Raw genomic sequence first — 25,596 nt, 5'->3', positions numbered from 1 at the left:
GCCGCACACCGCCTGCGCTGATCAGCCCCCGGCCACCCGAGTCCACGAACGTGTCGACAACGTCATGACCTCATACACCTAGCGGAAAACCCGTGGCCGCGATGACGGGCCGCGGTTACGGTCGGGGCATGGACCCCGACGCCTTCGTCCCCGCCGATTTCGTGCCGCCCACCTCTCTTGTGCGCGACCGCTTCCGCCTCGAGCCGCTCGGTCCCCAGCACAACGAGGCCGATCTCGCCGCCTGGGCCCCGAGCGCAACCGGCAGGACCTCGAACGCCACGCTGCGTGCCCGAGAGACGATCTGCCCCGGGCATGAGGATCACTCCCGGCTCAGCGCCGCTCCCAATGCCACGGCTCGTTGTTCGCCTGCCATGCTGTCTGCCCGAAGCCGAAGCGGCTCGCATTCCTCACCAGCCAGGTGTGGGTGGCATCGCCCCGCGTGACCTGGATGTCCACCGCTCCGCGATCCGCATGGCCATGCGGGGAGGTGCCGGGGTAGGCGGCGCGGGGCCGGCCGTAGAGCACCAGCATCAGGATATGGCGGTCGATCGGCCGGTAGGCGTCGTTCAGCGTGAAGGTGCGGCCGGTCTCGGCCGTGAAGTACGCTGCATGGCCAGGAACGGGGCTGCGGCGGAGTTCGGCAGGGTCCAGTTCGGGGCGATGATGGTCTGCTCCCGCGCCGAGAGGCGACCGTTCGAGCCGTTGAAGATCTGGTTCGGGGTGGAGATGATCCGCGACCAGGTGCGCTGGTCCACGATCCCCGTGGCGGGCAGGCCAAGGGTGCGCTGACAGGCCATCACCGCGGCGCGGGTCCCTGACCCGAACACCCCGTCGGCCTTGGCCCCCACCTTGACCTGCACTGCGTACACGTCATCGCCGCGCGACCCGGTGGACAGGGTGCGATACGCGGGCATCTTCGTGCCCGCCGGGGTGGTGGACGGCGGGGTGTCGCGGAACATGTAGGAGGTCAGCTGGCCGCCCTTGAAGGACTGGTAGGTGATGCCGGAGCTGCCCACGCGCTGGTTCCCGATCGGGGCGCCCAGGTAGCTGATCATGCCGCCGAGAGAGCGGTAATAGTTGTACATCGTCCCGGTGACGGAGAACGTGAACCCGTCGGTGGTGAAGATCCCGCCGCGATCGAACTGCAGGCCCACGCTCCCGGCGGCGGAGAGCTGCGGGGTGATCGGCAACCCGAAGGTGGCCTGGCCGCCGTTGCCGTCGTACACCGCCCGGGTGGTGGTGTTCAGCAGCACCGAGGTCTGCTTCGACGGGGAGTACAGCACCGACCCGCGCTGGAAGTCCTGGCGGAGGCCCGCGCCGTAGCGGTACTGGTAACCGGTCGGGTTGCCGATCTTCGACTGCCCGCCGGTCGCAACCCAGTGGGTGCCGGTGGGGCCGGATGCTAGCCCGCGCTGGGAATCGGTGCCCAGCACCTCGAGCCGGTGGATCATCACGGCGATCGCGTCGCGGTGGATCTGCTCCCCGGGACGGAAGGTCCCGTCATTCCAGCCGGTGGTCACACCGTTCGCGAAGCCCCAGGCCATCGCGTCGTAGTGCTGGGTGCGCGGGGTGATGTCGGTGAAGGGGGAGCGGGCCGGCGCGGGCACGCCGCCGCCGTAGGAGCGGTAGAACATCGCGAGCGCCGCGTCACGGTCGATCGGTGCCAGCGGACGGAAGGTGCCGTCGGCCCAGCCGGTGGTCACGCCCGTCTGTGCGGCCCAGGAGATCTCCCGGTAGAACATGTTGCTCGTGGACACGTCCACGAAGCGGCTGCGCGTCGGGGCCACATAGTTCCGCGGGGCGTGGACGCGGTAGAGCATCGCCACGAAGGCAGCACGGTTGACATCCTCGAGCGGGCGGTAGGTGCCGTCCGGCCAGCCGGTGGTGTAGCCCTGGCGCTGCATCCACAGGATCTCGTCCGCGTACATCATCCCGTGCGGCACGTCCTTGAAGCCGACCTTGACGGCGGCGGGGGCGACGCTCGCGGAGGCGCGCAGCGCCGTGGGGGAGGCGGCGAGGGTGGCAGGGGTCGAGAGAGCGGTCTTCTCGGCGAGGAGATCCTTGGCACCACGGAGGCCGGTGCCCGGTGCAGTGCCCTCTCCGGTGGCGGCCTCGAGGTCAGCGCCCTCGAGCTCAGCGCCCTCGAGCGGGTCGCTCTTCGGTCCAGCGCCGGGGAGGTGGTCGCCCGTGAGGTCCTCGCTCGGGACGCTCTCGGCGTCGTCGATCGCCGCGCCTCCCGGCGCGAGCTCAGACTCCGCGGGAGCCTGCTCGACCTCCTCGCCCGCTTCCGGTGAGGAGGCGTCGAAGGGTGGTTCCGGCTCGAGACCGGGCTCGATCTCGAGCTCGGATTCGGCCTCGTCGCCGGGGACGGCGAGTGAGGGCTCTGCCTCGGTGGAACCCTCGTCGGCCGTGTCCGCGGCGTCGTGAACCAGGTCCTCTGCAGGGGTTGCCGGAGTCGGAGCCGGAGCCGGGGCCGGAGCTCGAGCCGGAGCCGGGGCCGGAGCTCGAGCCGGAGCCGGAGCCGGAGCCGGAGCCGGAGCCGGAGCTTCGCTCGCGGGAGCGGAGTCCGCCTCAGCCGCGGCCGCAGGGGATTCGACGTCGGCAGCCGCGGCGGTCGCGGTGAACTCCGCGGCGGGGAGGGCGTCGTCCGCATGGGCGAGGCCGGCGGTGAAGGTCAGGCCGGCGAAGGCCAGGGCGGTCCAGCCCACGACGCGCAGGGGCCGGGGGAGGCGGATTCGGGAAGCGCAGAACGCAGACACAGGAGGGCATCATTTCAGGAGGAGGGCAGCACGCCCGACCGAGGAGGGATGTCGGCGGGAGCGGAGCCGTCGCCTGACAGAACGCACCGCCATCGACCGGGAGAACCTGCGGAAGGGCTGCGGGCCACGCTCAGGCGATAGTTGTGTGAAATGCGTCGGATTCCGCTGCCTACCTGCCCGTTTACTCCTAATTATCCGAACTGCGTCACCGCGCGGGGTCGTACCCTTCCGCCTTCTCGGCGTCCTCGCCCCTCTCCTCGATGTAGGCGGCGAAGATCTCCGAGCGCAGCTCCTCGACGCTCTTCTTGAGCGTCTTGCGGTCCTTCTTCGTCGCACCCGGTGCCTTCAGCAGCTGCGCCGCACGCTCGCAGCTGTCGAGCCGCTTGGTCCACGCCTTCGCCTGCTGTGCTTCGCGCTCGTCATCCGCCGACTCTGCGAGGAAGTCGACCTGCTCCCGCAGCACTGCGACAGTGGTGAGCACGCCGTCGGGCCTGCTCGTGGCGGCGCGCTGCAGCCTCGATGCCTGCTCCTTGATGCCTTCCCACACCTCGGGATGCGCGGAGAGCCAGCGCGCCCCGGCCGCCAGCAGCGGGATCGCCCACCGCGCGGCATTCACCGCGGCGTGGCTTCTTGATGAGCCCAGTCTCAGCGACTTTCTGGCCATGGGGTGCGCTCCTTCTGGTCGCGGGGTGCAGGGCGCTGGGCTGGCATGCGAGCCGCCCAGGGACGCGCTCTGCTGCGTGAGGTACCGCCACGATAGCGAAGACCCTGCACGGCTCTGGGGAGGTTCGCCGACGAGAGGGCCGCACGCACCATCGCGCCGGGCGCAGGCACCGCCGGCTCACCGGGAGGGACGGTTGGAGCCGACGCCGGGCAGGATGGCGCTCAGCGCGCCGGTCGAGAACGGGCCGACGGTGACCTCCTCGTCGCCGCTGCTGCACGTGATCCAGGTGCCAGCGCCGTCCGAGGTGATCGTCAGGGCGTCGCCATCGGGGTCGGTGAGCTCGAAGACATTCATGATTCTCCTGCGGGGTAGTCCACGGGCTCCGGCCGACGTGCCGGTCGAGCCCGCGATCTCCGGCAGGTCCACTGAACTACGGCATCCTCAAGTCTTCGGCAGGATCGGGCGAGGACCAGCGCAAGAGGTGGCGGAGAAAATGCACAGCTGACGGGGATTCATCCCGCAGAGGCTCGACCCACGCCTCAGGCCGTCACTGCGGGGCGCGCTGCGCGAGGAACCACAGGATGCGTCGGACCCGCGCAGCGTCACGCGATGGCGCAGCTGAGGCGCGGGCCCTGCCGCCCGCCTGCGCAGGCACTCCCTGCGCCCGGACGGGCGGGCAGCGCCCAGGCCCCGGGCGCGCCGAGGGAGGGGTCAGTGCCCGTAGCCGCCGCCCTGGTCCTTCTGGGAGCCGTCGGCGTCGATCTCGTCCTTCTGCGCGTCGACGATGCCGTCATGCTGCTCGGCCTCCTCCTGGGACAGCTGCTTGGTCTCCTCGTCCACGAGGTCCCCGCCGTCGTTCGAGGTCGAGGAGGTGTCCTCGCCCTGATCCTCGGGATGGGGGCGCGGCTGGTCCTCAGGGTGGTACATCGGGGTGCTGGTCATGTCAGGTCCTCCTCGATCGGGTCGTGCAGGGTCGGACTGTGTGTCAATCCGTGGGTCGGGCTCTGTGCAGGTCTGTGCATCGGTCGACGGATCAGTCGCCGGGCCACTCCCCGAAGGTCTTCTCGAAGGCCCGGGCGCCGCCGCGATCCACGAGCGCCTTGACCGTGGCGTAGATCGCGCCCTGCACAGCCGCCGCCACCAGGATCTCCCGCAGCGGGAACTCGGACTCGAGGGCCTTGGGCGTGTCCTTCGAATGCGAGGGCGAGGCGACCTTCCAGAGCTGCTTGAACAGCACCCCGGCGAGGGCGCCGCTGACGACGCCGCTCACCAGACCGATGGGCCGGTACAGGATCTTCGCGGACGTGCTCGTGGACTTCTTGTGAACCATCACTGCTCCTTCATGGGGTATCGGGACGGTGCAGACGGGTGAGCTCAGCGGCGACGGATGATCAGCAGGCCGATCGCGGCGAACAGCGCCGCGCCGGTGGCGGCGGCGATGAGCCCCGGGGCTGAGCTGTCCGAGTCGGCGACCACGTGCTTGGCGTGGGTGAGCGTGGACTGTGCACTCTCGCGGGCGTGGTCGACCTGCTCGCGGGCATGGCCGACCTGCTCGCGGGCGCGCTCCTTGAGGTGCTCGAGCTGTCGATCGGCCTGGACCTTGGGGTCGAGCTTCTCGGAGAGGGCCTCGACGGTCTCGCCGAGCTCCCGGCGGGTGCGGGCGATGTCCGCCTCGAGCTCCTCGGGGCTCGGGTCCTCGCCCAGGTCGAGTCGGTCGGCGCCCTGGTTCACCTGGGGCCCGCGGTCCTCCATGGGGTTACCGGCTGCTGAAGACATGTCAGATCCGCTCCTTGATGGTGTCGACGTCCCGGCGCAACGACGCTGCCGTGCGCTCCGGGGTGGGGGTCAGGCCCTCGGTCTTCTTCTTGCCGAGCAGTGCGGCGATGCCGGCGGCGAGGAAGACGGCGACGGTGACGATCAGCGCGGCCGCCCAGGCGGGCAGGAACAGCGCGAGGACCAGGATCAGCGTGGCGAGCAGCGTGCCGATCCCGAACCAGGCGAGGATCGCGCCCGCGCCGAAGAGCCCGGCGGCGGTCCCGCCCTGCTTGGCCTTCTCGGTGTACTCGGCGCGGGCGAGCTTCAGCTCGTCCCGCACCAGGCGCGCGGTCTGCTCCGACAGCCGGTCCACGAGATCGGCGACGGACGGTTCTTCACGGGGACCAGAGGTGGTCACGGAATGCTCCCTTCGCAAGCAGCCACGCTGCCCGGTCTGGGCGGGGCCCGCTTCTCGAGCCCGGGAGCGGACGACGTGCGCCCTCCCTTCCGTGGTGCTGGCTACAGACTAGGGAGGGAGCGGCCGGCTCCGCCAGGCGTGCGCTCGAGCCGTTCCCGGACCTCGCCCAGGCAGATCCCGCTCACCTGCGATGTTCTCGTCGATCCGCCACCAGGGGCGGAAGTTCCGACCGGACGGTCGCGGTGCTCTAAGCCCTCCCACCAGCGCCTGCGCGGCGGGACGGGACACGGCGGCGCTATGACCTGCCGCCAGGGCCGCGCGCGTGGTTTGATCGCTCCACGGGCGTCCCCCACCCCCGGCCGCCGAGCGGTGTGCTCGGGCTCTGAGGCACCGGCTGGCGCCCCCGCTCAGGAAGGAGTTCGGTCATGGTCTCGAAGCGCGCCGAGCACGGCGATCACCCCGCGAACGCACCGGATCCGGAGGATCCCCGCAAGCCCGACTCCCCGGCGGAGGTGACGGCCCCCTCGTGGAAGTACGTGCTGCGCACCACCGTCCGGGAGTTCTCGGCCGACGCCTGCACCGATCTCGCGGCAGGCCTGACCTACCGCACCGTCCTGTCGATCTTCCCGGCGCTCATCGCGCTGGTGTCGATCCTGAGCCTCTTCGGTCAGGACGAGCAGTCGGTGACCGCAGTGCTCGACCAGGCCAAGGGCATCGTCCCCGCCGACGCCTGGGAGACGGTGCGCCCCGCGCTCGAATCGATCCTCACCGCGCCCGCCGCCGGGCTCGGCCTGATCATCGGCCTGGCCACAGCCCTGTGGTCAGCCTCGACCTACACCAAGGCCTTCGGCCGGGCGATGAACATCATCCACGACGTGCCGGAGGGTCGCGGCGCGATCAAGCTCAACCTGCAGATGTACCTGCTCACCGCGCTTTTCCTGGTGCTCGGTGCGGTGGGGCTGATGATCTTCATCCTCTCCGGCCCCGTCGCCGAGGCCGTGGGCGCGGCGATCGGGCTCGGCGCCGTCGCCGTGACGATCTGGAACATCGCCAAGTGGTTCGTGCTGGCCGCGATCGTGGTGCTGGTGATCGCCCTGCTCTACTACGCCACGCCGAACGTGCAGCAGCCCCGCTTCCGCTGGATCAGCATCGGCGCGCTGATCGCGATCCTCGTGGCGGTGCTGGCGAGCGTCGGCTTCTTCTTCTACGCCGCGAACTTCGGCAGCTACAACGCCACCTACGGTGCGCTGGCGGGCGTGATCATCCTGCTGCTGTGGATCTACCTGATCAACGTGATCCTGCTGTTCGGCGCGGAGGTGGACAGCGAGATCGAGCGCGGCCGCGAGCTGCAGGCCGGGATGCCCGCGGAGGAGGAGCTGCAGCTGCCCCCTCGGGACACGAAGGCCAGCGACAAGAAGGCGAAGAAGTACGCCGCGGACGTCGAGCGGGGCCGGAACCTGCGCGAGAGCGCCGGGCGCAGCCAGGAGAAGCCGTCCGCCGACCGGCCGGGCTCGCGCGAGACGTGACGCTCCCGCCGACGGGGGCGGATCAGTCGGTTCCCGTCTCCCGGGAGAACACCAGCAGCTCCGTGCCCCCGTCGGTGCGGGCGACGGTGAGCGCCAAGTGGTCGGGCGTGGAGAACAGGCGCAGCGACCTCGCGCCCAGGGAGTCGGTGCTGCCGAGTCGCTCACCGGTGAGCGGGTCGAGCACGACCACGCCGGAGGCCCAGGTGGGCACCAGCAACAGCTCTCCCCAGGGCACCGCGCGGTCGACGTCGAGGCGGGCCTCCGCATCATCCAGCGGCGTCTTCTCCTGCCACAGCAGCTCGCCGCTGGTGGCGTCGAGCGCGCCGGTCATCGCCCAGTCGTCCAGCACGATCGTGTCCCCGAAGGCGAGGGCGTCCGGGATGACCGCCAGATCCCTCTCCCACAGCGGCTTCCCGCTGCGCGGCTCGACCCCGATCAGGCGGGCGGTGCTGTCGCTGCCGGACGTCAGCCTGAGCTCGGCGAGCACCACCACCGAGGGGGCGGCGTCGACAGAGGGAATCAGGCTCGCCATGCGCGGCGGCGCGGTGTCGGCGGTGTCCGTGGGCCAGGTCCACAGCTGCTCTCCGGAGTCCTCGTCCAGTGCCCGCAGAGAGACCCGTCGGCTCTGCTGCCAGAGGTACGACGCGCTGTCCACGGCGGGGGAGCCGACCTCGTACGAGGTGACGAGGGTCGAGCCGATCCACTTGAGGTGATCCGCCGGGCCGTCGACGGCAGTGGTCCACGAGGTCTCCGGGGAGGCTGGGTCGATCCGTGCCACCTCCACCCCCTCGGCGGCGGGCCATGCCATGGCGAGGGCATCCGCCGCCGGCGACATCGCCGCCGCAGTCCTGCCGATCCCGTCGCCGTCCTGCCGTGCGAGATCCACGCAGCCCTGGATCCGGCCCGAGGTCGCGTCCAGTGCGGTCATCCGGTAGACGCCGCCGCTGACCGCCCCGACGGTCACGACTGCATCGCCCGCACGGCGCGGGACCGCCATCTGGCCGGGGTGGCTGCGGCTCCATGACGTCTCGCCGCTGACCGGGTCGAACGACGTGTCGCGCCAGGTGCCCTCCTCCGCGACGTACGGGGCCTCGGAGAGGATCACGTCGCCCTCGGCGCCCTGCGTGAGCTCTGCGTCGACGGACAGAGGGGCCGAGCCCAGCAGATCGCCCACGCCGGGCAGGGCCGCGACCTGCGCCGCGAACTCCGGCTCCGATGGGGCCGGCCCCATCGCCGCGGGCAGGTAGTCGAACGGTGCAGCAGCGGAGAGGTCGGTGTCGAAGCGGCAGTCGTACCAGGCGCTGCGCTGCACGGCGATCACGCCGCCGACCGCCAGCAGAGCAACAGCGGTGGTGCCTGCGATCAGGCGCCGTCGGCGGCGTCGCCCGGGTGGCTGCGCCCTGCGGTTCTCCTCCATGTCCGAGTCCTCTCCGGCTGTCGATCCCGCAGTGTGGAGCAGTGATATCCCGGCCTTACGCGGAGCGGGTGGTCGGTCCGCCCACCGGGATCCGCATCGTGAAGGCGGAGCCCACGCCCCGCTGCGAGCTCACCAGGATCTCACCGCCATGGGCACGGACCACGGCCTGGGAGATGGCCAGCCCCAGGCCGGTGCCCGGGATGGCCGCTCGGCGCACGTGCTCGGTGCGGTAGAAGTTCGTGAAGAGCTTGGCGCGCTCGGCCTCCGTCATGCCGATGCCGGTATCGCGCACCACCAGCTCGGCCCACGCCCCGGAGCCGTCGCCGGGCTGCTCCGCCGGGTGAGCCCCATCCTGGTCAGCCTCGACCCGGCGCAGCGAGACGGTCACGGTGCCGCCGTCGGGCGTGTACTTCAGGGCGTTGGAGAGCAGGTTGTCCACCACCTGGCCCATCTTCACCGGGTCCGCCATGACCATCAGTCGCGGCGGGAGGTCGGAGCCGAGGGTCAGGCCGCCGCGTCGCGCCTGCACGTCGGCGGAGTCCAGGCCGTATCGGATCAGCCGTGCCAGATCCACCTCCTGCACAATGACTTCAGGGGTGCTGGCCTGCGCATCCAGCAGGCTGGTCACCAGGTGCAGCAGCCGCTCCGCATTGCGGATCGAGGTGGTCAGGTAGCGGTGCAGCTCCGGGTCCGGATCCGCCTCCAGCGCCAGGTCGAGGTAGCCGATGATCGAGGTCAGCGGGGTGCGGAACTCATGGGAGACCTCCGCGACGAACTGCTCCCGGGTGCGGATCGCGTCCATGAGGTCGGTGACGTTCTGGAAGACGACCACCGTGCCGTCGAAGGCGCCGGCCTCGTCGACCAGCGGCGAGGCCGAGACGGACAGATGCTGCTGGCTGCCGTCCGTGCCGACGGCCACGATCCGGCCCTGGAAGCTCTCGCCCTGCAGAGCGCGGAACACCGGCCGGTCGTTCGCCGCGATCGGCGTGACGCCGTCCGCTTCGAAGGCCAGCAGCTCGGCCTCCGCGGCGTCCTCGGTCCCGGCCGGCAGCCCGATGAAGTGCAGCCGGCGCTGCGCCTGGTTCATCAGCACGTCGTGGCCGTCCCGATCCACCACCAGGATCCCGACGTCGGAGGTCTCGACCACCGCGTTCAGCATCCGGTTCTGGGTGGCGGCGTTCTCGAGCGACGCCGTCAGCTCCTCGCTCTGGCGATCCATGCTGCGGCTCAGCACGCTCGCGGCGACGCCCAGGGCGAGCATGAGGAAGGGCACTGCGGCCGGTCGCACCAGGCTCGCCTGGATCAGCTCCTCCTCGAAAGGTGCGGCAGCGACGAGGTAGGGCCACGAGGTGACGGCCGCGGTGCCGAGGAATCCGAGAGCGATAGCCAGCGCCGGGTAGATGCCGGTCCAGGCCAGCCAGAAGACCGGGAACGCCGCGAGGAGGGACATGCCGTCCAGGACGGGCCGGGCGGCGCTCCAGAAGGGGGCGATCGCCACGAAGTCCAGCAAAGGGATCACCCAGTACGCCACGGGCGGAAACCGGTGCCACGGCACTGCTCCGGCCACCAGGGTCAGCAGCAGGATCCCGCCGAGGCCGACGCCGAAGTGCGGGGCGTCGGTGGCGACGCGGGGGTCGAAGACCAGCACGACGATCGCCACCAGCACGGCGGAGAGGGTCAGCGGCAGCTGGGACAGCAGCACACGACGGCGCAGCGGGTACTCGGCGAAGTACTTCCCTCGCACCCCGGCCCGGTTGCTGCGGACCGGAACCTTCGGCGGGTCGAGCTGTGACAAGGACCTGCTCCCTTCCTGTGCGGGACCTCGGAGATCGCCCGTCCACCAGTCCACGATAACGTGGGGGGTGACGATCATCTGGGGGTGCAGAGCATGGATCGACGTGTTGCCGTCGTCGTCGAGGACGACGAGGACATCCGAGAGCTCATGGCGGCGGTGCTGGGACAGTCCGGCTTCGCTGTCCACGAGGCAGGCACCGGCGCTGCGGGCGTGGCCGCCGTGCGCGAGCACGAGCCCGTCGTGGTCACCGTCGACCTGGGCCTGCCGGACTTCGATGGTTACGAGGTCACCCGCCAGGTGCGGCAGTTCTCCGACGCCTACGTGGTGATGCTGACGGCCCGCACCGACGAGATCGACACCCTGCTGGGCCTGGAGGCAGGGGCGGACGACTACATCACCAAGCCGTTCCGACCCCGCGAGCTGCGCGCCCGCATCGAGGCGATGCTGCGCCGGCCGCGCAGCGCTGCGAACGCTCCAGCAGCCCCGCAGGCGACGGCGCTCTCGCCTCTCACCTCGTCGCCCCTCCGCTCCTCGCCCCTCAGCTCGGCATCCCCGGTCATGCCCTCGGCGGCGGCTCCGGCGCCGACATCCGCCGGGCGGAGCCCGGTGCCCTCCGCGCAGGGGACGGCTCCTGCGCCGGCGCCCACCTCGGCCCCCAGTGCAGGGCCCGCGTCGGCTCCGGCTCCCGCTCCCGCGCCCGCTCCCACTCCCGCTGTCGCTCCCGCGCCGGCGACTACGTCGGCGCCAGGGCCAGAGCCGGCGTTCGTCGACGCCGCCGCCGAGACCCGTCTGCAGCTCGACGGTCTCGTGCTGTACCCGCAGCTGTACCAGGTGGAGGCCGACGGCCGTGATGTCGCGCTGACCCCGACCGAGTTCCTGCTGCTGGAGACCCTCCTGCGCAGCGGACGCGTGGTGCGCTCCAAGGCGGAGCTCGCACGGACGGTGCGCGGCGACGACGCCGACGGTGGCACCTTCGTCGCCAAGGCGGACGAGCGCACCATCGAGGTGCATGTGGGGAACCTGCGCCGCAAGCTCGCGGACCTCTCGAAGGAACCGCGCTGGGTGCAGACGGTGCGCGGGGTGGGCTACCGCATGGCCGGCCGCGTGCAGGAGCTCAGGTAGCCGGGCCCGCCGGCCGGAGCTGATCCAGGAAGAGCCGCAGCTGACGGGCGGTCTCGGCGGCCACGTCGCGCAGCAGGCGCAAGCCCTCGCAGCGGCCGGTTGAGGTGCACCATGCTGTCCACGATGGGGACGGCGGACGCTCGGCGGCCTTCTCGACCCGGGCGGCGAGCTCCGAGAGCGCCCGCGCCCCGGCCTGGGCCGAGGAGGTCTTCAGGCTGAGCACGGCATCCATCCAGCTCTCGTGGTCGTGCGCGGTCAGGGAGCGCTCGAGGCGTTCGATGCGCTGCTCCAGCAGGGCGAGAAAGCGGCGGAGGAATCCACCCAGGATCTCGGCGTCCCCCAGGTCGTCCCCCAACCGGCGCAACGCCTCGGTATCAAGGACGGGGGCAGCGGTCATGACCCCATCATGCGCCGCCATCCCCAGGACCGCAGCCCGGTTCGACCAAAGATTCGCGCAAGGTCCGCGGCCGCGCCGCTGCCTGAAGACCCCCGCTCCCACGAGTCCAGACTCACCGGCGACGACGCCCTCTCACCCACTCATCGACAGTAGTCTGGGAACCGGGCATGACCAGGGGCCCGACACGACGTTCCGGGGGAACAGATGACGACCGCAGTAGTGATCGAAGACGACGACGACATCCGCCGCCTCCTCGAGGTGGTGCTCGACCAAGCCGGGTACACCGTCACCAGCGCCGCGACCGGCGAAGACGGTCTCACCGCGATCGGCGCCCAGCCGCCCGCCCTCGCCCTGGTCGACGTCGGCCTGCCGGACATGGAGGGCTACGAGGTGGTGCGCGGGGCGCGCGCGCAGGTCACCGGCCACATCGTGATGCTCTCGGCCCGCTCGGAGGCTGCCGATGCCCGCAAGGGGCTCGAGGCCGGGGCCGACGAGTACCTCACCAAGCCGTTCCGCCCGCGCCTGCTGCGCCAGCAGCTGGAGGAGATCGTCGCCCGCCCGGTCAGGACCGCGGGGAGCTGACCTCCGGCCCCGTCGCCGCCCGGTGGCGGGGCCCACGAGCCGGCAGGAACTCGTGGCGCAGCGCCTCGAGGGTCGCCTCGCCCACCTCCGCGAGCGGGAGCACCGCGGCGCGGGCAGCCTCCAGATCTCCGGCGGTCACCGCCCGCGTGACGACATCCGCCGCATCCTCCAGCTGATCCGCGCCGACCATCATCGCCGAGACCTTGATGCTGCCCACCGCGTCCCGCGCCGCCGGCAGGTCCGCGGCGTCCACCGCGTCATGCAGCCGGCCCAGGCGCGTCGGCCACATCGTCACGTACGCCGAGGCGAACTCGAGACCGAGCTCCGGGAGCCCCTCGAGCTCGTCGGAGAGCTCCTTGATCTCGTCGCTGCGCACCAGCGCCAGATCGCCGGTGGCCGAGGCGAAGCGGTGCACCGGCGTGGACCAGATGCGCGAGGCGCCGGTCGCGCGGCGTCGGCGCTCGAGGTTCTCCCCATCGCGCGGCAGGTCGGGGGAGCGGTCGCCGTGGTAGAGCAGCGCCCGCCAGTCGACCGCCTGCTCGTCATCGGCCGGCGCCCCGGCCCGCCGCGCAGTGCGGCCGCGCCGCGACGACCCCGCCGGGACGAACAGCCAGTCGACGAACCCCAGCACGACGTCGACGACCGAGTTCCAGACCCCGATGTACAGCAGGATCGCCGCCGCGCAGAGGGTCGCGTTGATCAGGGCGAAGACCGCGTTGCCCCAGTTCTGCGCGGAGACGTCGCGGTAGAGGGTGAGCAGGGAGAACGCCACGATCGCCCACGGCACCAGCACGAAGAGGGCGGGCGCCGCAGTGCGATCGGCGACCTTCGGAGTGCGGGCGAAGGGGATCTTCTCCCCGGTGAGCATCTGCTGGAGCGACTTCAGCACCCCGGCGAGGTTGACCGCGAGCAGCACCAGGTTGAAGCCGTAGACCAGCAGGATGTCCCAGAAACGGTAGCCGCAGGCCTTCAGATCAGCGCCCATGCAGCAGAAGTACGGGACCGCGGCGAGGAACACCCACACGCTGAGCAGTCGCGAGTCATAGGGGTAGGCCAGGAGGAACAGCAGTCCGAAGCTCGACCAGGCGATCGACGCCATGTAGTTCGTGCGCAGCAGCACCTCCCGCAGCAGGACCGGCTCCCGGCGACGATGCCGCTCTCCGACCAGCGAGAGGAGCTTGGGCCAGATGATCAGGCCACCGTTGGCCCACCGCCGGCGCTGCACCACCAGCGAGCCGAAGTCGGGTGGGGTCGCCGAGTAGCTCAGGCGCTCGGGGTAGTTCTCCAGCGACCACCCGTGGGCCTCGATGTCGATCGAGGACTCGGTGTCCTCGATGACGGTGCGGTCCTGGATGTAGGTGGTGACGGGGAAGCCGCCCACGGTCTCCGTGCGCGCGATGTCCTCGAGCGCCTCGGTGCGGATCACCGCGTTGGCGCCCACCCAGAAGGTCGCGCCGTAGTACGTCATCCCCTGATGCTGGATGTGCTGGATGTCGGTGGTCGCACCCGCCAGCCGCTCGATGCGGGTGGGAGCCCCGCGATACGAGGAGTACGGGGTCTGGGTCACCGCGACCCGCTCGTGGCCCGGCTGCTCGAGGAAGCCGACCAGCCGCAGGCAGTAGTCGCGCAGCAGCATCGAGTCGGCATCGAGGGTCAGCAGGTAGTCGCTGGCCGGCACCGAGAGCGCCACCGTGTCACCGGGACCCGCCGGGCGCAGGGCCGGCCCCTCGGCCGTCGGCTCCTCCTTCCAGTCCCGCCCGATCAGCGAGATGTAGGAGTTGATGTTCATCGCCTTGTTGGCCTCATGCGACAGCGAGGCGAACCGCTTGCGCTGGAAGCTCGTCACCTCAGCCGTGAAGATCCAGGTCAGGCGGTCGTAGAGCTGACCCATCCGCTCCCGTGCGGGCGCTTCGCCATGCTCTGCGGCAGTGCGCAGCGCGAGCTCGGTCAGCTCCAGATCGCCGGCCAGCCCGCGCAGCACCTGCTCGGTGAAGAAGGCATCGGTGTGGTCCTCGAGGGATTCGGCCGCGGCCATCTCCTCGAGCCAGCAGGAGGCGAACTGGTAGAGGTCCGCGAGCTGCTCCGCCTCCTGGGGTGCGGCCGGCTCGTCCCCCCGTTCGCCCACCGAGAAGGCCGAGGCGGCGGCGGTGATGCGCCGTCGCGGCCCCCGCAGCGCGCTCTCGATCTCCTCGGCCAGGGCCTCGGTGGCGGCGAGGGAGGCGATCCGGTCCGGATCCGTCGGGTGCGCCGGGTCGTCGACCAGCAGCACGATCCGCAGGCGGGGGAACTCCTGGAGCGCGGCGGACCACATCGTCTGGCGGACCACGCTGACCTCCTCCACGTAGGAGGGGATCAGCACCGTCACCAGCTTGTCGTAGCCGCCGGTGAAGTGCCGGTCCAGCTCCTCGCGAGGAGACCGCAGGTGATCGCGGAAGCGGTACAGCGCCCCCTGCCGGGCGAGCATGTACATCAGCGCCGAGAACGTCAGGCCGGAGTGCGCACAGCGTGGGTACCCATTGTGACGTGTGCCGGACGGGGGAGATCACCGCGCCGTCACCGACGCGGGTGAGATGTCGATCGGTCACGGAGGAGCGGATCCTCGGGGTGAGGTGCATCGTGACCCGGTCACACCAGGTCCCGCGGGATCCTCCGCTCCCAGTTCTGCGAGTACACCCGCGGGTCGCCGCGCTCGGCGTCCAGCTCGAAGGCGTCCAGCTGGGCGTCGATCACGAACTCGGTGGGGGTGGAGGTGAGGATCGTGCGGGTGGTGATCTCCGCGCCCCAGTCCTCCCGCTCCACGCGGCGCACCGTGCGGGTCTCGCCGCGCACCGAGTTCACGTCGTTCCAGCGGAAGCTGTACCACTCGTTCGTGGCCCGGCGGATCCTGCTGCCGGTCTCCTCGATCACGAACTCGCCCTGATCGTTGGCGACCTCGAGCACGGACTCGTTGGTCGCCAGGTCACGGGTGACCCGCCAGTGGTGCTCGCCGGGGGAGAGATCGGTGACCTCGAGCGGCTCCGCGGCCTCGGGCTCGCCGAACTTCCGCAGATGTGCATCCGCGTCACGGGCCGGTCGCACCGGCAGGCGCAGGCTGCTGGACCCGGTGCTCAGCGTGACCGTCGCCGCCTCCGGCGCCGGCCAGATCAGCGGCCAGTAGGAGGTGGAGATCGACAGGCGCAGCCGGTGCCCGGCGGGGAAGGACTGGGCGATGCCGTTCAGCGGCACCTCCACCCGGTACTTCTTCCCCGGCTCGAGGGGCTGCGGCTCCGCGCTGCCGTCACGGTGGGTCAGGTTCAGCACGCCGTAGGTCACGCGGGTCGCCTCCCCGGCCGTGTTCACGTCCGAGAGCCGCACCGCGAGCTGCGCGACCGGCTGGTCGGCGCTGACCTCGAGCACGCAAGTCGGCCTGCCGAAGATCTCCAGCTCCTCGGTGAGATCCGGAGTCTCGAAGAACAGGGCGCCGCCGTCCTCCTCCCGCTGGTCGAAGGGCAGATCCGGCACCGCGGCGTAGGAGGCCCATTTTCCGGCGAACATCCCCACGCTCAGCGGGGACTGCACCTCGACCTCGCGGTCCGTCGCCTCGGCCGTGCCCTCGTCGAGATGGTGGCCGCGCAGCACGTACTCGCGCTCGGCGATCCGGGGGGAGGGCCACTGGTCCTCCGCGATCCAGCGGCCGGGGCGGTCCTCGTAGGACGCGGCGGGGGAGACGCTGTCCTGCATCCACGCCCGCACCATCGGCTCATCCATCACGCCGGTATCGGTGCCCTTGAGCCAGTGATCCCACCAGCGCACCACCTCCTGCAGGAAGCCGATCGCCGGGCCCGGCACCCCGATGTGCGGGTACTTGTGGCCCCACGGGCCGATCAGGCCCTTGCGGGGCACCTCCAGGTTCTCCATCAGGCGGAAGATCGCATTGGTGTACCCGTCGGCCCAGCCGCCCACGGCCATCACCGGGACCTCCACCTGGGAGTAGTCCTCGCAGACGGACGCGGGCTTCCAGTAGTCGTCCCGTCGCTGATGCGCGAGCCAGGTCTCCAGCCACAGCCCGCTTCCCTCGAGACGCTCATGCCACATCTCCCGCCAGCGCTCGCCGACGATCTGCGGATCCGGCGGCAGGGAGTTGAAGGCGAACATCACCGTGGCCTCGGAGAGGTTGTCCGCCAGCAGCGCCCCGCCCATGTAGTGCATGTTGTCGACGTAGAGGTCATCCGTGGCGGATGCGCTGATGATCGCCTTGAGCGCCGGGGGCCGACGGGCCGCGAGCTGCAGGCTGTTGAACCCGCCCCAGGAGATGCCCATCATCCCCACGTTGCCATCGCACCATGGCTGCTCGGCGAGCCAGGCGATGACGTCCTCGGCGTCCTCATGCTCCTGGGGGCGGTACTCATCGACCATCACCCCGTCGCTGTCGCCGCTGCCGCGCAGATCCACCCGCGCACACACATAGCCGTGACCGGCGATATAGGGATGGTTCAGGTCATCGCGGGCCCGGCTGGAGTCCCGCTTGCGGTAGGGGATGTACTCGAGCACGGCGGGCACGGGGTGCTGCTCCGCGTCCACCGGCAGCCAGAGCCGGGCCGCGAGCCGGGCGCCATCCCGCATCGGGATGAACACGTTCTCGATCATGCGGATCTCGTAGGGAAGCTCGGTGACGGTCCTCATCGGTGGTCGCCTCCTGGTCGTCCTTGAGGGGGTGTGCAGGGGTGTGTGCGGGAGTGTGTGGTCAGTCGTCGGCCGGCGCCGGTGCGAACTCGAAGGGCAGCTCGGCGGTGATCGCCGCGTAGTCCGCCAGCAGCTCCTCGGTGCTGTCCGCGCCGAGGTAGAGCTTGCCCAGCACGAACCGGTAGCTGTCCTGCCCCGGCAGCTCCGAGAGCCGGTCGCCCTCGGCGACGGTCAGGGTGAGCAGGGTGCCGGGGAAGCGGCGCTCGATCTCCGCCTTGTCCTGCGCGGTGGGGATGCGGGTGACGATCGCGTCCTCGTCGTGGAAGATCATCGCCTGCGAGGCGACCGCGAAGTCACCCTCACGATGCGGCATCCGCGGCGGCTGACCGAGTGCGATGTCGATCGCGACCTCATGGTTCGAGCTGCCGTCGACCTTCGCGAACAGGTCGCTGTGGGACTGGGAGATGCGGGTGTTGATCTCGATCAGCCACAGCTGGTCGTTCGTCTCGTCCCACATGAACTCGGAGTTGAAGCAGGCGTTGTCGTACCCGACCTGGCGCAGGTACCGCTCGGTGAGGTCGATCATCCGCTGCTGGACGCGCTGGGGCACCGTGCTGGCCGGGTAGTCGAGATGGGAGAAGCTGGTGCCGGCCGCGTCCTTGTGCATGTCGAACACGCCGTGGACGTTGTACTCCCCGCGGAACATCGTGCCCTCCGGCGCGGCCTGGATGCCTTCCACGAACTGCTCCGCCAGGCAGCTGTTGCCACCGGCCCCCGCGAGCTCGGGCGGCAGCTCCACCTGCCGGAGCACCTCGTCGAACGCATCACCGATCTCGCCGATGTGCTCGCGGATCTCCACCAGCGCCTCGGCGAAGTCCGCCTCGTCCTCCACCTTGAAGCCGAGGGCGGAGGAGTGCGCCTTGACGGGCTTGACCCAGAACGGGAAGTCCAGATCGATGCTCGCCAGGGCGTCCTCCGCGAACGGGTCGAAGAGGGTGAAACCGGGCACGCACTCGGGCACCGACTTCTTCTGCTCGAGCCGGCTCCACCCCTTGTGCTCGCTCTTCAGCAGGCTGGTCAGCGAGGGGGCGGGCAGTCCGTGCTCGGCGGCGAGCATCGCGCTCATCACGCTGACCGGGAAGTCCCAGTGCGCGATGATCGCGTCGATGCTGCCGTCGAAGGCGTCGAGCTCGGCCCGAGCGTCGACCATCAGCTGCGCGAAGTTCAGATCCGTGGTGTTCACCAGGGTCTCGTAGTCCAGGAGACCGTGGAAGGTGTAGTCCTCGGCGTGACGCACCGTCTCGAGCTCGTGACGCTGCACGTCCGTCAGTCCCAGGACGAAGATGTTCTTCTGGCTCATTCGAGTGAGTCCTCCGTGTGCCGATACGCCCGCCTCGCGGCGAGCCGGATCTCTCGAGCGTTGCACGAGGGGTGCGCCGGGGCGCAAGATCCGGGCCGATCGGTCGGGACGAGGTGGCCAGAACGCCGGTGCCGCGGCGGCGCCGGCGTCGCCGCGGCGGCAGCTCAGAGGGTCCGAGCGCGGAATCGCGCCTTGTACGCCTCGAAGTCCCAGGCCGCCTGCTCGTGGTCGCCGTCCAGGAAGTCCGTCGCGGCCTTGCGTCCCTTCCGGTAGAGCATCTCCCGCTCGTCGGCGGAGAGGTCGAAGTGGGTGGGGCGCACCGCGGCGGTGTCGATGAAGATCGTGCGTGCCACGGCATGGGAGGAGTCGATGTGCATCCGGTCGTAGAAGCCGGTGACCGTATCCGCCACCGCCTTCCCGAAGCTCAGCGGTCCGCGGATCCGGTTCTGCACCCCGAAATCGGCCTCGGGCTTGGCGGAGAGCTTGATGCCGAAGGTGGGCCAGCGCGGCACCTCACCCTCAGGGCGATCGAACACCGAGACCGGGAAGTTCGAGAGCAGTCCGCCATCCACCAGCACCGCCGGCTTCCCGGCAACGTTCTTCCACCGCACCGGGCGGAAGAACAGCGGGATCGAGGTCGAGGCGCGCACCGTGTCCACCACCCGCAGCGAATCCGGGGTGGAGCCGAGATCCGCCGCCTCCAGCGGCAGATATCTCAGGCGTCCGGCGGAGAGGTCCGAGACGGTCACCACCAGGCGGTGGGCGTGCGCGCCCACCGGGGTGAGCCCGGGCTCGGGATCCTCATAGCGCAGATCCGCGAAGGTGCCGGTGCGGCCCGGTGCTCCGTGCGCGGTCAGCTGTTCGGCGAGCCATTCACGCAGGTAGGTGCCGCGATGGATCCCGTTGTGCAGCAGGATGCTCAGCCCCTTGCCGGGCAGGGTGCGGGTCCACCACGGGCCGTCCTCGAAACGGCGGTAGTCCGTCTCCCGCAGCACCTTCACCATCGTGCTCGCCGGGATCCCTGCGGTCGCGAGCGCTCCGGCGATCGACCCGGCCGACGATCCCGCCACCCGGTTCACCCGGTATCCGCGCTCCTCGAGCACCTCGATCGCGCCGGCCAGGGCGATGCCCTTGACCCCGCCGCCCTCGAGCACCAGGTCCACACGCTGGGTGTCGTCGGCCGGGGAGGAGGTGGGTTGGGAGGAGGTCATGCGGTCAGGGTAGGGGAGGGGGCTGACGCGCCCACCCCGTCGGCCGCGCGCCGCCTGCTTCCCGGCGATCACGCCGCCGGAACCCCCTCCGCGGCGCGCCTGCGGGGGGATGATGGAGACCTCGGACCGCATGGCGTCTCGCCGCCCGCCCGCTGATGCGCGGACAGCAGCGGCCCGCCGGGCCCTCGGCGGCGAGCGTCGCGCACATCCTGGGGACCGAGCACTCAGAAGGAGCACCTCATGACCAACCCCGTTCCCGCCACCCACCAGCCCGTCATCGTCGGCGGCGCCCGCACCCCCTTCACCCGGCTGCTCTCCCAGCAGGCCGCGCTGAGCGCCGTCGACCTCGGCGCCCACGCCATCCGCCATGCCATCTCGCGTTCCGGCATCGACCCTGCCGTGATCGACACCGTGATCATGGGGCAGGTCATCCAGGCCGGCCAGGGCCAGAACCCGGCCCGCCAGTCCGCGCTCGCGGCGGGCCTGGCCTGGGACATCCCCGCCGTGACCCTGAACAAGGTGTGCCTCTCGGGGCTGACCGCCGTGATCGACGCCGCCCGTCTGATCCGCACCGGCGAGGCGACCGCCGTGGTCGCCGGCGGCCAGGAGTCGATGAGCAATGGACCGCACCTGCTGATGGGCGCCCGCCAGGGATTTAAGTACGGGCCGACCACCGTGCAGGACTCCGTCGCCCATGACGGGCTCACCGACGCCCTCAGCCAGGAGGCGATGGGCGACCTCACCGAGCGCGGCAATCCTGAACGCTGCATCTCCCGCCGCGACCAGGACGAGATCGCCGCCGCCTCCCACCAGCGCGCCGCCGCCGCGGCGGGTGCCGGGATCCACGCCGAGGAGATCGCCCCGGTCGAGGTGCCCCAGCGCAAGGGCGACCCGGTCCTCATCAATCGGGACGAGGGCGTCCGGCCCGACACCACCGCCCGGACCCTGGCCGGCCTGCGCCCCGCCTTCGCGAAGGACGGCACCATCACCGCCGGCAACTCCTCGCCGCTGTCCGACGGTGCGGCCGCGCTCGTGATCACCTCCCGCGCCTACGCCGAGGTGCACGGCCTCCCGATCCTCGCCGCGATCGGTGCCCCTGGCCAGGTCGCGGGTCCCGAGGACTCCTCCCTGCATTCGCAGCCCTCGAACGCGCTGCGTGCCGCACTGGCCCGTGGCGGGCTGCAGGTGCAGGACCTGGACCTGATCGAGATCAACGAGGCCTTCGGCGCGGTCGTCGTCCAGTCGCTGGCCGACCTCGACTACCCGCTCGAGCAGACCAACATCCATGGCGGAGCGATCGCGCTCGGCCACCCGATCGGCGCCTCGGGGGCGCGCCTCGCGCTCACCGCAGCCCTCGAGCTGGCCCGCCGCGGCGGCGGGCGCGCCGGGGTGAGCCTCTGCGGGGGTGGCGGGCAGGGAGAAGCGCTGCTGCTGAGCGCCTGACGCCGCAGCGCGCAGCCCGCTCGCGGGCGCAGCCTGCCTCTGGGGAAAGTTCTGCGCCCCAGGCGACCGATGCGAGGAGTCGCATGAGTCGCCTGGGGCGCAGAACGTCGATCACCGGCGCCGCAGCAGCCGGCGCGCGTCAGCTCAGAGCGTGCGGGCCAGCGGGTCGAAGTCCGCGCCGACCGCCGGGATCTCGGACACCGCGGAGTTCACGGTGACGAACTCTCCGCTGGCCGCAGACTCCTCGGCCGAGAGCATGATGTCCAGCACGTGATAGCCCACCTCGCCGGTGGCGATGTGCGGGCGACCGTCGTGGATCGAGCGGACCATGTCCAGCAGGCCCAGGCCGCGGCCGGTGGCCGGGCCCGCCTGCGGGATCTCGATCCATTCCTGCTCCGGCGGGCGCTCGCCGAAGGTCTCGAAGGGGCGCACGTAGGCGATGCGGCCCTCGAACATGTTCGGATCGGGCACCACCAGCGAGCCCTCGGTGCCGTGGATCTCGACGATGCCCTGGCGGGCCAGCGGCGAGTCGAAGCTCAACAGCGAGGTGCCGGTCTGGCCGCCCTCGAACTGGGTGAGCACGGAGATCGTGGAGGGCACCTCGACCGGGAACGTGGTCCCTGCCAGATCGCCCACCTGGATCGTGCGCTCCTCGGTGGCCTTCAGGCCGATCGCGGCGACCTTCTCGACGGTGCCGAACAGGCTCACCAGGGTGGTGAAGTAGTACGGGCCCATGTCCAGCAGCGGCCCCGCACCCTGGGCGAACAGGAAGCCGGGGTTCGGGTGGAACACCTCGGGACCCTGCCACTGCATGGAGGTCTGCGCGAACAGCGGCCGACCGATCACGCCGTCGAGGATCGCGCGCTTGGCGGTCTGCACTCCGGCGCCGAGCACGGTGTCCGGTGCGCAGCCGACACGCAGCCCGGCCTCGTCGGCCTGCTTCAGCAGCGCGGCGGTGGACTCGCGGTCCATGCCCAGCGGCTTCTCGGTCCACACGTGCTTGCCCGCGGCGATCGCGGCGGAGGAGATCGCCACGTGGGTCGCGGGCAGGGTCAGGTTCACGACGACCTGCACGCCTGGGTGATCGAGCACGTCCTGGGCGGTGCCGGACGCGGGCACGTTGTGCTTCGCGGCCTGGGCGGCGGCGCGCTCGGTGTTGATGTCGCCGAGGATCAGCACCTCGACGTCGGGGAAGGAGTTGAGGTTCTCCAGGTAGGTGTCGGAGATGACGCCGACGCCGATGAAGCCGACGCCCACGGGGCCGGCGAAGGGGGTGGGGGTGCTCATGCGGCGAGTCCTCCGTCGATCAGGAAGCGGTAGCTGTTCTCGATGTCCTCGAAGACGTCGCCGGGGGCGTTGTCGTACTCGATGACGGCGTACTTGACGTTGGTCGCAGCCTTCATGGCCTCGATGGTGGGGACCTCGCCCTCACCGGCGTGGCGCTGGTCCAGGCTCGAGGAGTTGAACTTCGGGGCGTCGGGCGCGAAGGGGTTGGTCTCGGGCTTGATGCCGTCCTTGACGTGGATCGCGACGAGACGGTCGCCGAGCTCCTCGACCAGGGCCACGACGTCCTGACCGCCGACGAGGGCCCAGTACAGATCCAGCTCGATCGCGACCGACGGATCCACCAGCGACAGGAAGCGCTGGTAGGCGCTCTGCCCGTCGAAGTCCGCGAGGAACTCCTGGGCGTGGTTGTGATAGCCGACGCTCAGGCCGAACTCCTTGGCCTTCTCGGAGGAGGCGTTGAGGCGCTCGGCGATGTCCTTGACGCCGTCCTCGGTGATCCAGCGCTCGGTGGGGACCATCGGGTCGATGACGGTGGTCATGCCGATCTCGGCGGCGGCCTCGAAGACGACCTCGTTGGCCGGGGTGGGGATCGAGCCGTCCGGGGTCCACAGCTCGTCCGAGAGCAGCGGGGCGTGCCCGGTGGGGGAGGCGAGGCCCGAAGCGTCCAGGGCCGCGCGGATCTCCTTCGGCCGGCGCACGAAGTCGAAGGCTTCGACGTTCTTCAGGCCGATCTGGGCGAGCTTGTCGAGGGAGCCGTTCATATCGGCGGAGAACTCCGCGGCCAGCGTGTACAGCTGGACGGAGGCGAGGGGCAGAGCCACGTCGAACCTGCTTTCGTACGTCGTTGTCAGAGGGCGGGTCGCGTCGCCGACGAGGATCGCCGAGGACGCATCTCGGCCAGAATAACAGCAAACCCACCAGTTGGAGGTTTTTTGTGCGGGGCAGTTCGGAGCGTGGGTACATTGGCCCCATGAGCACCGAGGAGGCACCGTCCGGGGCCGTCGAGAAGAGGCCGACGGCCGCTGCTGACGAGCCCGATCCGGCGGCAGAGCCCGGCCCATCGGCCGCCGCTGACGAGCCCGATCCGGCGGCTGAGCCCGGCCCGTCGGCCGCTGCTGACGAGCCGAATCCGGTCGCTGGGCCCGGCCCGTCGGCCGCCGCCGCGCCCCGCATCGGCCGCGCGGGCTCTTACTCCAAGGGCATCGCCCGCCGGCAGGAGATCCTCGATCGCGCCATCGAGGTGTTCCGTCGACGCGGGGCCGACGGCACCTCCCTGCGCCGCATCGCCGAGACCATCGGGATCTCGCACGGTGCGCTGCTGCACTACTTCTCCTCCCGCGAGGAGCTGCTGGTCGCTGTGTACGAGCACGCCGAGTATCGGCGCGACCTCGAGCGGGGCGATCAGGGGCATGTGCGTTCGGTGGACGTGATGGCGAATGCGGCGCTTGCGAACCTCGAGGTGCCGGGACTCGTGCAGCTCTACTCCACGCTGGTGGCGACCTCGCTCGAGGCAGAGGCCGGCCCCGCGAAGGAGTACTTCACCACCCGGTTCGAGCAGGTGCGCACCGACCTCGAGCAGCGCCTGCGCAAGGATCAGATCAATGGACTGGTGCGAGATGATGTGGACCCCGCCCGTACCGCCGCGCTGATCGTCGCCGCGAGCGACGGCCTGCAGATCCAGTGGCTGCTCGAGCCGTCGATCGCGCTGCAGGAGACGCTCGAGACGTTCGCGGTGCTGCTGGCGCCGTAGGTCGGCCCGGGCGCAGCCGCCGCCCCACGGACGAACGCGGGCTCCTGCCCCGTCCGGCGTCGGGGCTTGCGCACGCTCCGATCCTTCTGACAGGCCCTCCGGTACTTCTGGCAAGTCCTCCGGCCCTGTCGCAGCGCTCCGGCGCCGCGTAGGTTTCCCTCATGAGCACTTTGAGCAAGCTGACCGTCGTCGGAGCGGGAGCCGTGGGGTCGAGCGTCGCCTATGCCGCGATGATCCGCGGCGCAGCCCGCCACATCGCCCTGTACGACATCGCCGCCGAGAAGACCCGCGCTGAGGTCCTGGACCTCGCGCACGGCGCGAAGTTCGTCGGCGCCACCGAGATCAGCGGAGGCAGTGACATCGCCGTGACCGCCGACTCCGACGTCGTGGTCATCACCGCCGGGGCCAAGCAGAAGCCCGGCCAGACCCGGCTCGAGCTCGCCGCCACCAACGCCCGCATCATGGGCTCGCTGGTCGAGCAGCTGCTGGAGGTCTCACCCGAGGCGATCTACGTGATCGTCTCCAACCCGTGCGACGTGCTCACCATGCTCGCCCACGACGCGAGCGGGCTGCCCGCCGAGCGCCTGTTCGCCGCCGGCACCACGCTGGACTCCTCCCGCCTGCGGTGGGAGATCGCCCGCCGCGCCGGGGTCTCCGCCTCGAGCGTGCACGCCATGATCGTCGGCGAGCACGGGGACACCGAGTTCCCTCTGTGGTCCAGCGCTCGCATCGGGACCGTCGCGCTGCTGGACTGGACCGTCGGCGGGGAGCGGGTCTTCACCCAGTCCACACTCGACCAGATCGCCGTGGATGTTCGCGACGCCGCCTATGCCGTCATCCAGGGCAAGGGTGCGACGAACTACGCGATCGGACTCTCGAGCACCCGGATCGTCGAGGCGATCCTGCGCAATGAGAACGCGATCCTCCCCGTCGCCCCCGTGCTCTCGGGCATCCAGGGGCTCGACGGGGTCGCCCTTTCCGTACCGTGCGTGGTCAACCGCACCGGCGCGCACCCCATCGCGGAGACCCCGTTCTCCGAGCACGAGCGGGAGCTGCTCCACCGCTCCGCCGCATCGCTGAGCGAGGTCGCGGCGGGGCTGCGCGCCTGAGCATCGCGACGCCGCCGGTGTCTTGAGCCATCTGGCGCCGAATCGCCGGGCGTCGAGGTGACTCGTTGCTCAGCGCACTCGCGGCCCGTGTCGCCCAGACCTTGCCCTCCCTGCGCCGGGCCTCCGAGATGATGTGCGACCACTCCTCACGAAGTGCCGTGAGGCGTTGCTCGAGATCCGCCGCCTGCTCTGCGGCGATGCGCACGGCGTTCGCGAAGGTGCTCACCCAGGTCGGCGGGTGAAGGTCGATGAGTCGAGCGGGTCGCCCACCTTACGCACTACTGACGTGAGCCATGAGCTCCGGGTGCTGCGCCGCGTAACCTGGTTCAGGGCGAGGAC

The 25,596-nt window shown here is 70.7% G+C and carries 23 protein-coding genes; 6 read left to right on the top strand and 17 right to left on the bottom strand.

Annotated elements, in window-relative coordinates; translation table 11 throughout:
• Positions 1 to 330: 330 nt before the first annotated feature.
• The 8 genes from Q0937_RS03140 to Q0937_RS03105 all read right to left on the bottom strand — a co-directional run bounded on the left by Q0937_RS03140 (position 331) and on the right by Q0937_RS03105 (position 5,596).
• Entirely contained in the window at positions 331 to 525 is a 195-nt protein-coding gene (locus Q0937_RS03140; RefSeq protein ID WP_299299606.1) for a hypothetical protein, read from the bottom strand.
• A gap of 41 nt (positions 526 to 566) precedes the next feature.
• Positions 567 to 2,708, bottom strand: coding sequence for an S-layer homology domain-containing protein (locus Q0937_RS03135; RefSeq protein WP_299299604.1), 2,142 nt, complete (start codon positions 2,706 to 2,708; stop codon positions 567 to 569).
• A gap of 256 nt (positions 2,709 to 2,964) precedes the next feature.
• Positions 2,965 to 3,423, bottom strand: coding sequence for a hypothetical protein (locus Q0937_RS03130; RefSeq protein ID WP_299299602.1), 459 nt, complete (start codon positions 3,421 to 3,423; stop codon positions 2,965 to 2,967).
• Between the two features lie 177 nt (positions 3,424 to 3,600).
• The gene (locus Q0937_RS03125; protein ID WP_299299600.1) at positions 3,601 to 3,777 is read right to left on the bottom strand and encodes a hypothetical protein; all 177 of its coding nucleotides are present in this window, start codon (positions 3,775 to 3,777) and stop codon (positions 3,601 to 3,603) included.
• Between the two features lie 357 nt (positions 3,778 to 4,134).
• The gene (locus Q0937_RS03120) at positions 4,135 to 4,365 is read right to left on the bottom strand and encodes a hypothetical protein (RefSeq protein ID WP_299299598.1); all 231 of its coding nucleotides are present in this window, start codon (positions 4,363 to 4,365) and stop codon (positions 4,135 to 4,137) included.
• A 91-nt stretch (positions 4,366 to 4,456) separates the two neighbouring features.
• On the bottom strand, positions 4,457 to 4,753 hold the full coding sequence (locus tag Q0937_RS03115; RefSeq protein ID WP_299299596.1) for a DUF4235 domain-containing protein: 297 nt from the start codon (positions 4,751 to 4,753) through the stop codon (positions 4,457 to 4,459).
• 44 nt (positions 4,754 to 4,797) lie between these two features.
• Positions 4,798 to 5,199 carry a DUF3618 domain-containing protein gene (locus Q0937_RS03110; RefSeq protein WP_299299594.1) on the bottom strand — a complete coding sequence of 134 codons (402 nt, stop codon included), beginning with the start codon at positions 5,197 to 5,199 and terminating at the stop codon, positions 4,798 to 4,800.
• A gap of 1 nt (position 5,200) precedes the next feature.
• The gene (locus Q0937_RS03105) at positions 5,201 to 5,596 is read right to left on the bottom strand and encodes a phage holin family protein (RefSeq protein WP_299299592.1); all 396 of its coding nucleotides are present in this window, start codon (positions 5,594 to 5,596) and stop codon (positions 5,201 to 5,203) included.
• 425 nt (positions 5,597 to 6,021) lie between these two features.
• Between Q0937_RS03105 and Q0937_RS03100 the strand changes: the two genes are divergently transcribed.
• Positions 6,022 to 7,122, top strand: a complete 1,101-nt coding sequence (locus Q0937_RS03100; RefSeq protein ID WP_299299590.1) for a YihY/virulence factor BrkB family protein — start codon at positions 6,022 to 6,024, stop codon at positions 7,120 to 7,122.
• 22 nt (positions 7,123 to 7,144) lie between these two features.
• Here the strand turns inward: Q0937_RS03100 and Q0937_RS03095 are convergent, their stop codons facing one another.
• Entirely contained in the window at positions 7,145 to 8,539 is a 1,395-nt protein-coding gene (locus tag Q0937_RS03095; RefSeq protein WP_299299588.1) for a PQQ-binding-like beta-propeller repeat protein, read from the bottom strand.
• 55 nt (positions 8,540 to 8,594) lie between these two features.
• Positions 8,595 to 10,334: a cell wall metabolism sensor histidine kinase WalK gene (locus tag Q0937_RS03090; protein ID WP_299299586.1), complete on the bottom strand. Its 1,740-nt coding sequence runs from the start codon at positions 10,332 to 10,334 to the stop codon at positions 8,595 to 8,597.
• 93 nt (positions 10,335 to 10,427) lie between these two features.
• Between Q0937_RS03090 and Q0937_RS03085 the strand changes: the two genes are divergently transcribed.
• Complete coding sequence (locus Q0937_RS03085; RefSeq protein WP_299299584.1) at positions 10,428 to 11,456, top strand: response regulator transcription factor; 1,029 nt, start codon at positions 10,428 to 10,430, stop codon at positions 11,454 to 11,456.
• On the opposite strand, the gene Q0937_RS03080 is transcribed toward Q0937_RS03085, so the two are convergent.
• Positions 11,449 to 11,853: an Hpt domain-containing protein gene (locus tag Q0937_RS03080; RefSeq protein ID WP_299299582.1), complete on the bottom strand. Its 405-nt coding sequence runs from the start codon at positions 11,851 to 11,853 to the stop codon at positions 11,449 to 11,451. The genes Q0937_RS03085 and Q0937_RS03080 overlap by 8 nt on opposite strands.
• A 204-nt stretch (positions 11,854 to 12,057) precedes the next feature.
• Here Q0937_RS03080 and Q0937_RS03075 point away from each other — a divergent pair, with 204 nt between their 5' ends.
• Positions 12,058 to 12,435 carry a response regulator transcription factor gene (locus tag Q0937_RS03075; RefSeq protein WP_299299580.1) on the top strand — a complete coding sequence of 126 codons (378 nt, stop codon included), beginning with the start codon at positions 12,058 to 12,060 and terminating at the stop codon, positions 12,433 to 12,435.
• Here Q0937_RS03075 and Q0937_RS03070 read toward each other — a convergent pair.
• The 4 genes from Q0937_RS03070 to Q0937_RS03055 form a co-directional block, all read right to left on the bottom strand.
• On the bottom strand, positions 12,416 to 14,905 hold the full coding sequence (locus Q0937_RS03070) for a glycosyltransferase family 2 protein (protein WP_363323188.1): 2,490 nt from the start codon (positions 14,903 to 14,905) through the stop codon (positions 12,416 to 12,418). The two genes, Q0937_RS03075 and Q0937_RS03070, sit on opposite strands and share 20 nt — an antisense overlap.
• Before the next feature lie 155 nt (positions 14,906 to 15,060).
• Complete coding sequence (locus Q0937_RS03065) at positions 15,061 to 17,097, bottom strand: CocE/NonD family hydrolase (RefSeq protein WP_299299578.1); 2,037 nt, start codon at positions 17,095 to 17,097, stop codon at positions 15,061 to 15,063.
• 61 nt (positions 17,098 to 17,158) lie between these two features.
• Complete coding sequence (locus Q0937_RS03060) at positions 17,159 to 18,457, bottom strand: acetyl-CoA carboxylase biotin carboxylase subunit family protein (RefSeq protein WP_299299577.1); 1,299 nt, start codon at positions 18,455 to 18,457, stop codon at positions 17,159 to 17,161.
• A 164-nt stretch (positions 18,458 to 18,621) separates the two neighbouring features.
• Positions 18,622 to 19,668 (bottom strand): patatin-like phospholipase family protein, encoded by a 1,047-nt coding sequence (locus tag Q0937_RS03055; RefSeq protein WP_299299575.1) that lies wholly within the window; start codon positions 19,666 to 19,668, stop codon positions 18,622 to 18,624.
• 240 nt (positions 19,669 to 19,908) lie between these two features.
• On the opposite strand from Q0937_RS03055, the gene Q0937_RS03050 reads away from it, so the two are divergent.
• Positions 19,909 to 21,111, top strand: a complete 1,203-nt coding sequence (locus Q0937_RS03050) for an acetyl-CoA C-acyltransferase (protein WP_299299573.1) — start codon at positions 19,909 to 19,911, stop codon at positions 21,109 to 21,111.
• A 144-nt stretch (positions 21,112 to 21,255) separates the two neighbouring features.
• On the opposite strand, the gene Q0937_RS03045 is transcribed toward Q0937_RS03050, so the two are convergent.
• Positions 21,256 to 22,398, bottom strand: a complete 1,143-nt coding sequence (locus Q0937_RS03045) for a Gfo/Idh/MocA family protein (RefSeq protein WP_299299571.1) — start codon at positions 22,396 to 22,398, stop codon at positions 21,256 to 21,258.
• Positions 22,395 to 23,219: a sugar phosphate isomerase/epimerase gene (locus tag Q0937_RS03040; RefSeq protein WP_299299569.1), complete on the bottom strand. Its 825-nt coding sequence runs from the start codon at positions 23,217 to 23,219 to the stop codon at positions 22,395 to 22,397. Before Q0937_RS03040 ends, Q0937_RS03045 begins: the two co-directional genes overlap by 4 nt.
• Before the next feature lie 149 nt (positions 23,220 to 23,368).
• On the opposite strand from Q0937_RS03040, the gene Q0937_RS03035 reads away from it, so the two are divergent.
• Entirely contained in the window at positions 23,369 to 24,148 is a 780-nt protein-coding gene (locus Q0937_RS03035) for a TetR/AcrR family transcriptional regulator (protein WP_299299567.1), read from the top strand.
• A 161-nt stretch (positions 24,149 to 24,309) separates the two neighbouring features.
• The gene (locus tag Q0937_RS03030; protein WP_299299565.1) at positions 24,310 to 25,257 is read left to right on the top strand and encodes an L-lactate dehydrogenase; all 948 of its coding nucleotides are present in this window, start codon (positions 24,310 to 24,312) and stop codon (positions 25,255 to 25,257) included.
• Positions 25,258 to 25,596 lie beyond the last annotated feature (339 nt).

It is taken from the genome of uncultured Brachybacterium sp. (assembly GCF_947500705.1).
GTDB lineage: Bacteria > Actinomycetota > Actinomycetes > Actinomycetales > Dermabacteraceae > Brachybacterium.
The sequence above is the reverse complement of the archived record's forward strand: the minus strand, read 5'-3'. Positions and strand labels throughout refer to the sequence as shown.

Bases quoted from the DNA above. Each gene is read 5' to 3' on its own strand.
- Q0937_RS03130 (WP_299299602.1), bottom strand. From the start codon at position 3,423: ATGGCCAGAAAGTCGCTGAGACTGGGCTCATCAAGAAGCCACGCCGCG.
- Q0937_RS03125 (WP_299299600.1), bottom strand. From the start codon at position 3,777: ATGAATGTCTTCGAGCTCACCGACCCCGATGGCGACGCCCTGACGATC.
- Q0937_RS03120 (WP_299299598.1), bottom strand. From the start codon at position 4,365: ATGACCAGCACCCCGATGTACCACCCTGAGGACCAGCCGCGCCCCCAT.
- Q0937_RS03115 (WP_299299596.1), bottom strand. From the start codon at position 4,753: ATGGTTCACAAGAAGTCCACGAGCACGTCCGCGAAGATCCTGTACCGG.
- Q0937_RS03110 (WP_299299594.1), bottom strand. From the start codon at position 5,199: ATGTCTTCAGCAGCCGGTAACCCCATGGAGGACCGCGGGCCCCAGGTG.
- Q0937_RS03100 (WP_299299590.1), top strand. From the start codon at position 6,022: ATGGTCTCGAAGCGCGCCGAGCACGGCGATCACCCCGCGAACGCACCG.
- Q0937_RS03095 (WP_299299588.1), bottom strand. From the start codon at position 8,539: ATGGAGGAGAACCGCAGGGCGCAGCCACCCGGGCGACGCCGCCGACGG.
- Q0937_RS03085 (WP_299299584.1), top strand. From the start codon at position 10,428: ATGGATCGACGTGTTGCCGTCGTCGTCGAGGACGACGAGGACATCCGA.
- Q0937_RS03080 (WP_299299582.1), bottom strand. From the start codon at position 11,853: ATGACCGCTGCCCCCGTCCTTGATACCGAGGCGTTGCGCCGGTTGGGG.
- Q0937_RS03075 (WP_299299580.1), top strand. From the start codon at position 12,058: ATGACGACCGCAGTAGTGATCGAAGACGACGACGACATCCGCCGCCTC.
- Q0937_RS03070 (WP_363323188.1), bottom strand. From the start codon at position 14,905: ATGTACATGCTCGCCCGGCAGGGGGCGCTGTACCGCTTCCGCGATCAC.
- Q0937_RS03065 (WP_299299578.1), bottom strand. From the start codon at position 17,097: ATGAGGACCGTCACCGAGCTTCCCTACGAGATCCGCATGATCGAGAAC.
- Q0937_RS03060 (WP_299299577.1), bottom strand. From the start codon at position 18,457: ATGAGCCAGAAGAACATCTTCGTCCTGGGACTGACGGACGTGCAGCGT.
- Q0937_RS03055 (WP_299299575.1), bottom strand. From the start codon at position 19,668: ATGACCTCCTCCCAACCCACCTCCTCCCCGGCCGACGACACCCAGCGT.
- Q0937_RS03050 (WP_299299573.1), top strand. From the start codon at position 19,909: ATGACCAACCCCGTTCCCGCCACCCACCAGCCCGTCATCGTCGGCGGC.
- Q0937_RS03045 (WP_299299571.1), bottom strand. From the start codon at position 22,398: ATGAGCACCCCCACCCCCTTCGCCGGCCCCGTGGGCGTCGGCTTCATC.
- Q0937_RS03035 (WP_299299567.1), top strand. From the start codon at position 23,369: ATGAGCACCGAGGAGGCACCGTCCGGGGCCGTCGAGAAGAGGCCGACG.
- Q0937_RS03030 (WP_299299565.1), top strand. From the start codon at position 24,310: ATGAGCACTTTGAGCAAGCTGACCGTCGTCGGAGCGGGAGCCGTGGGG.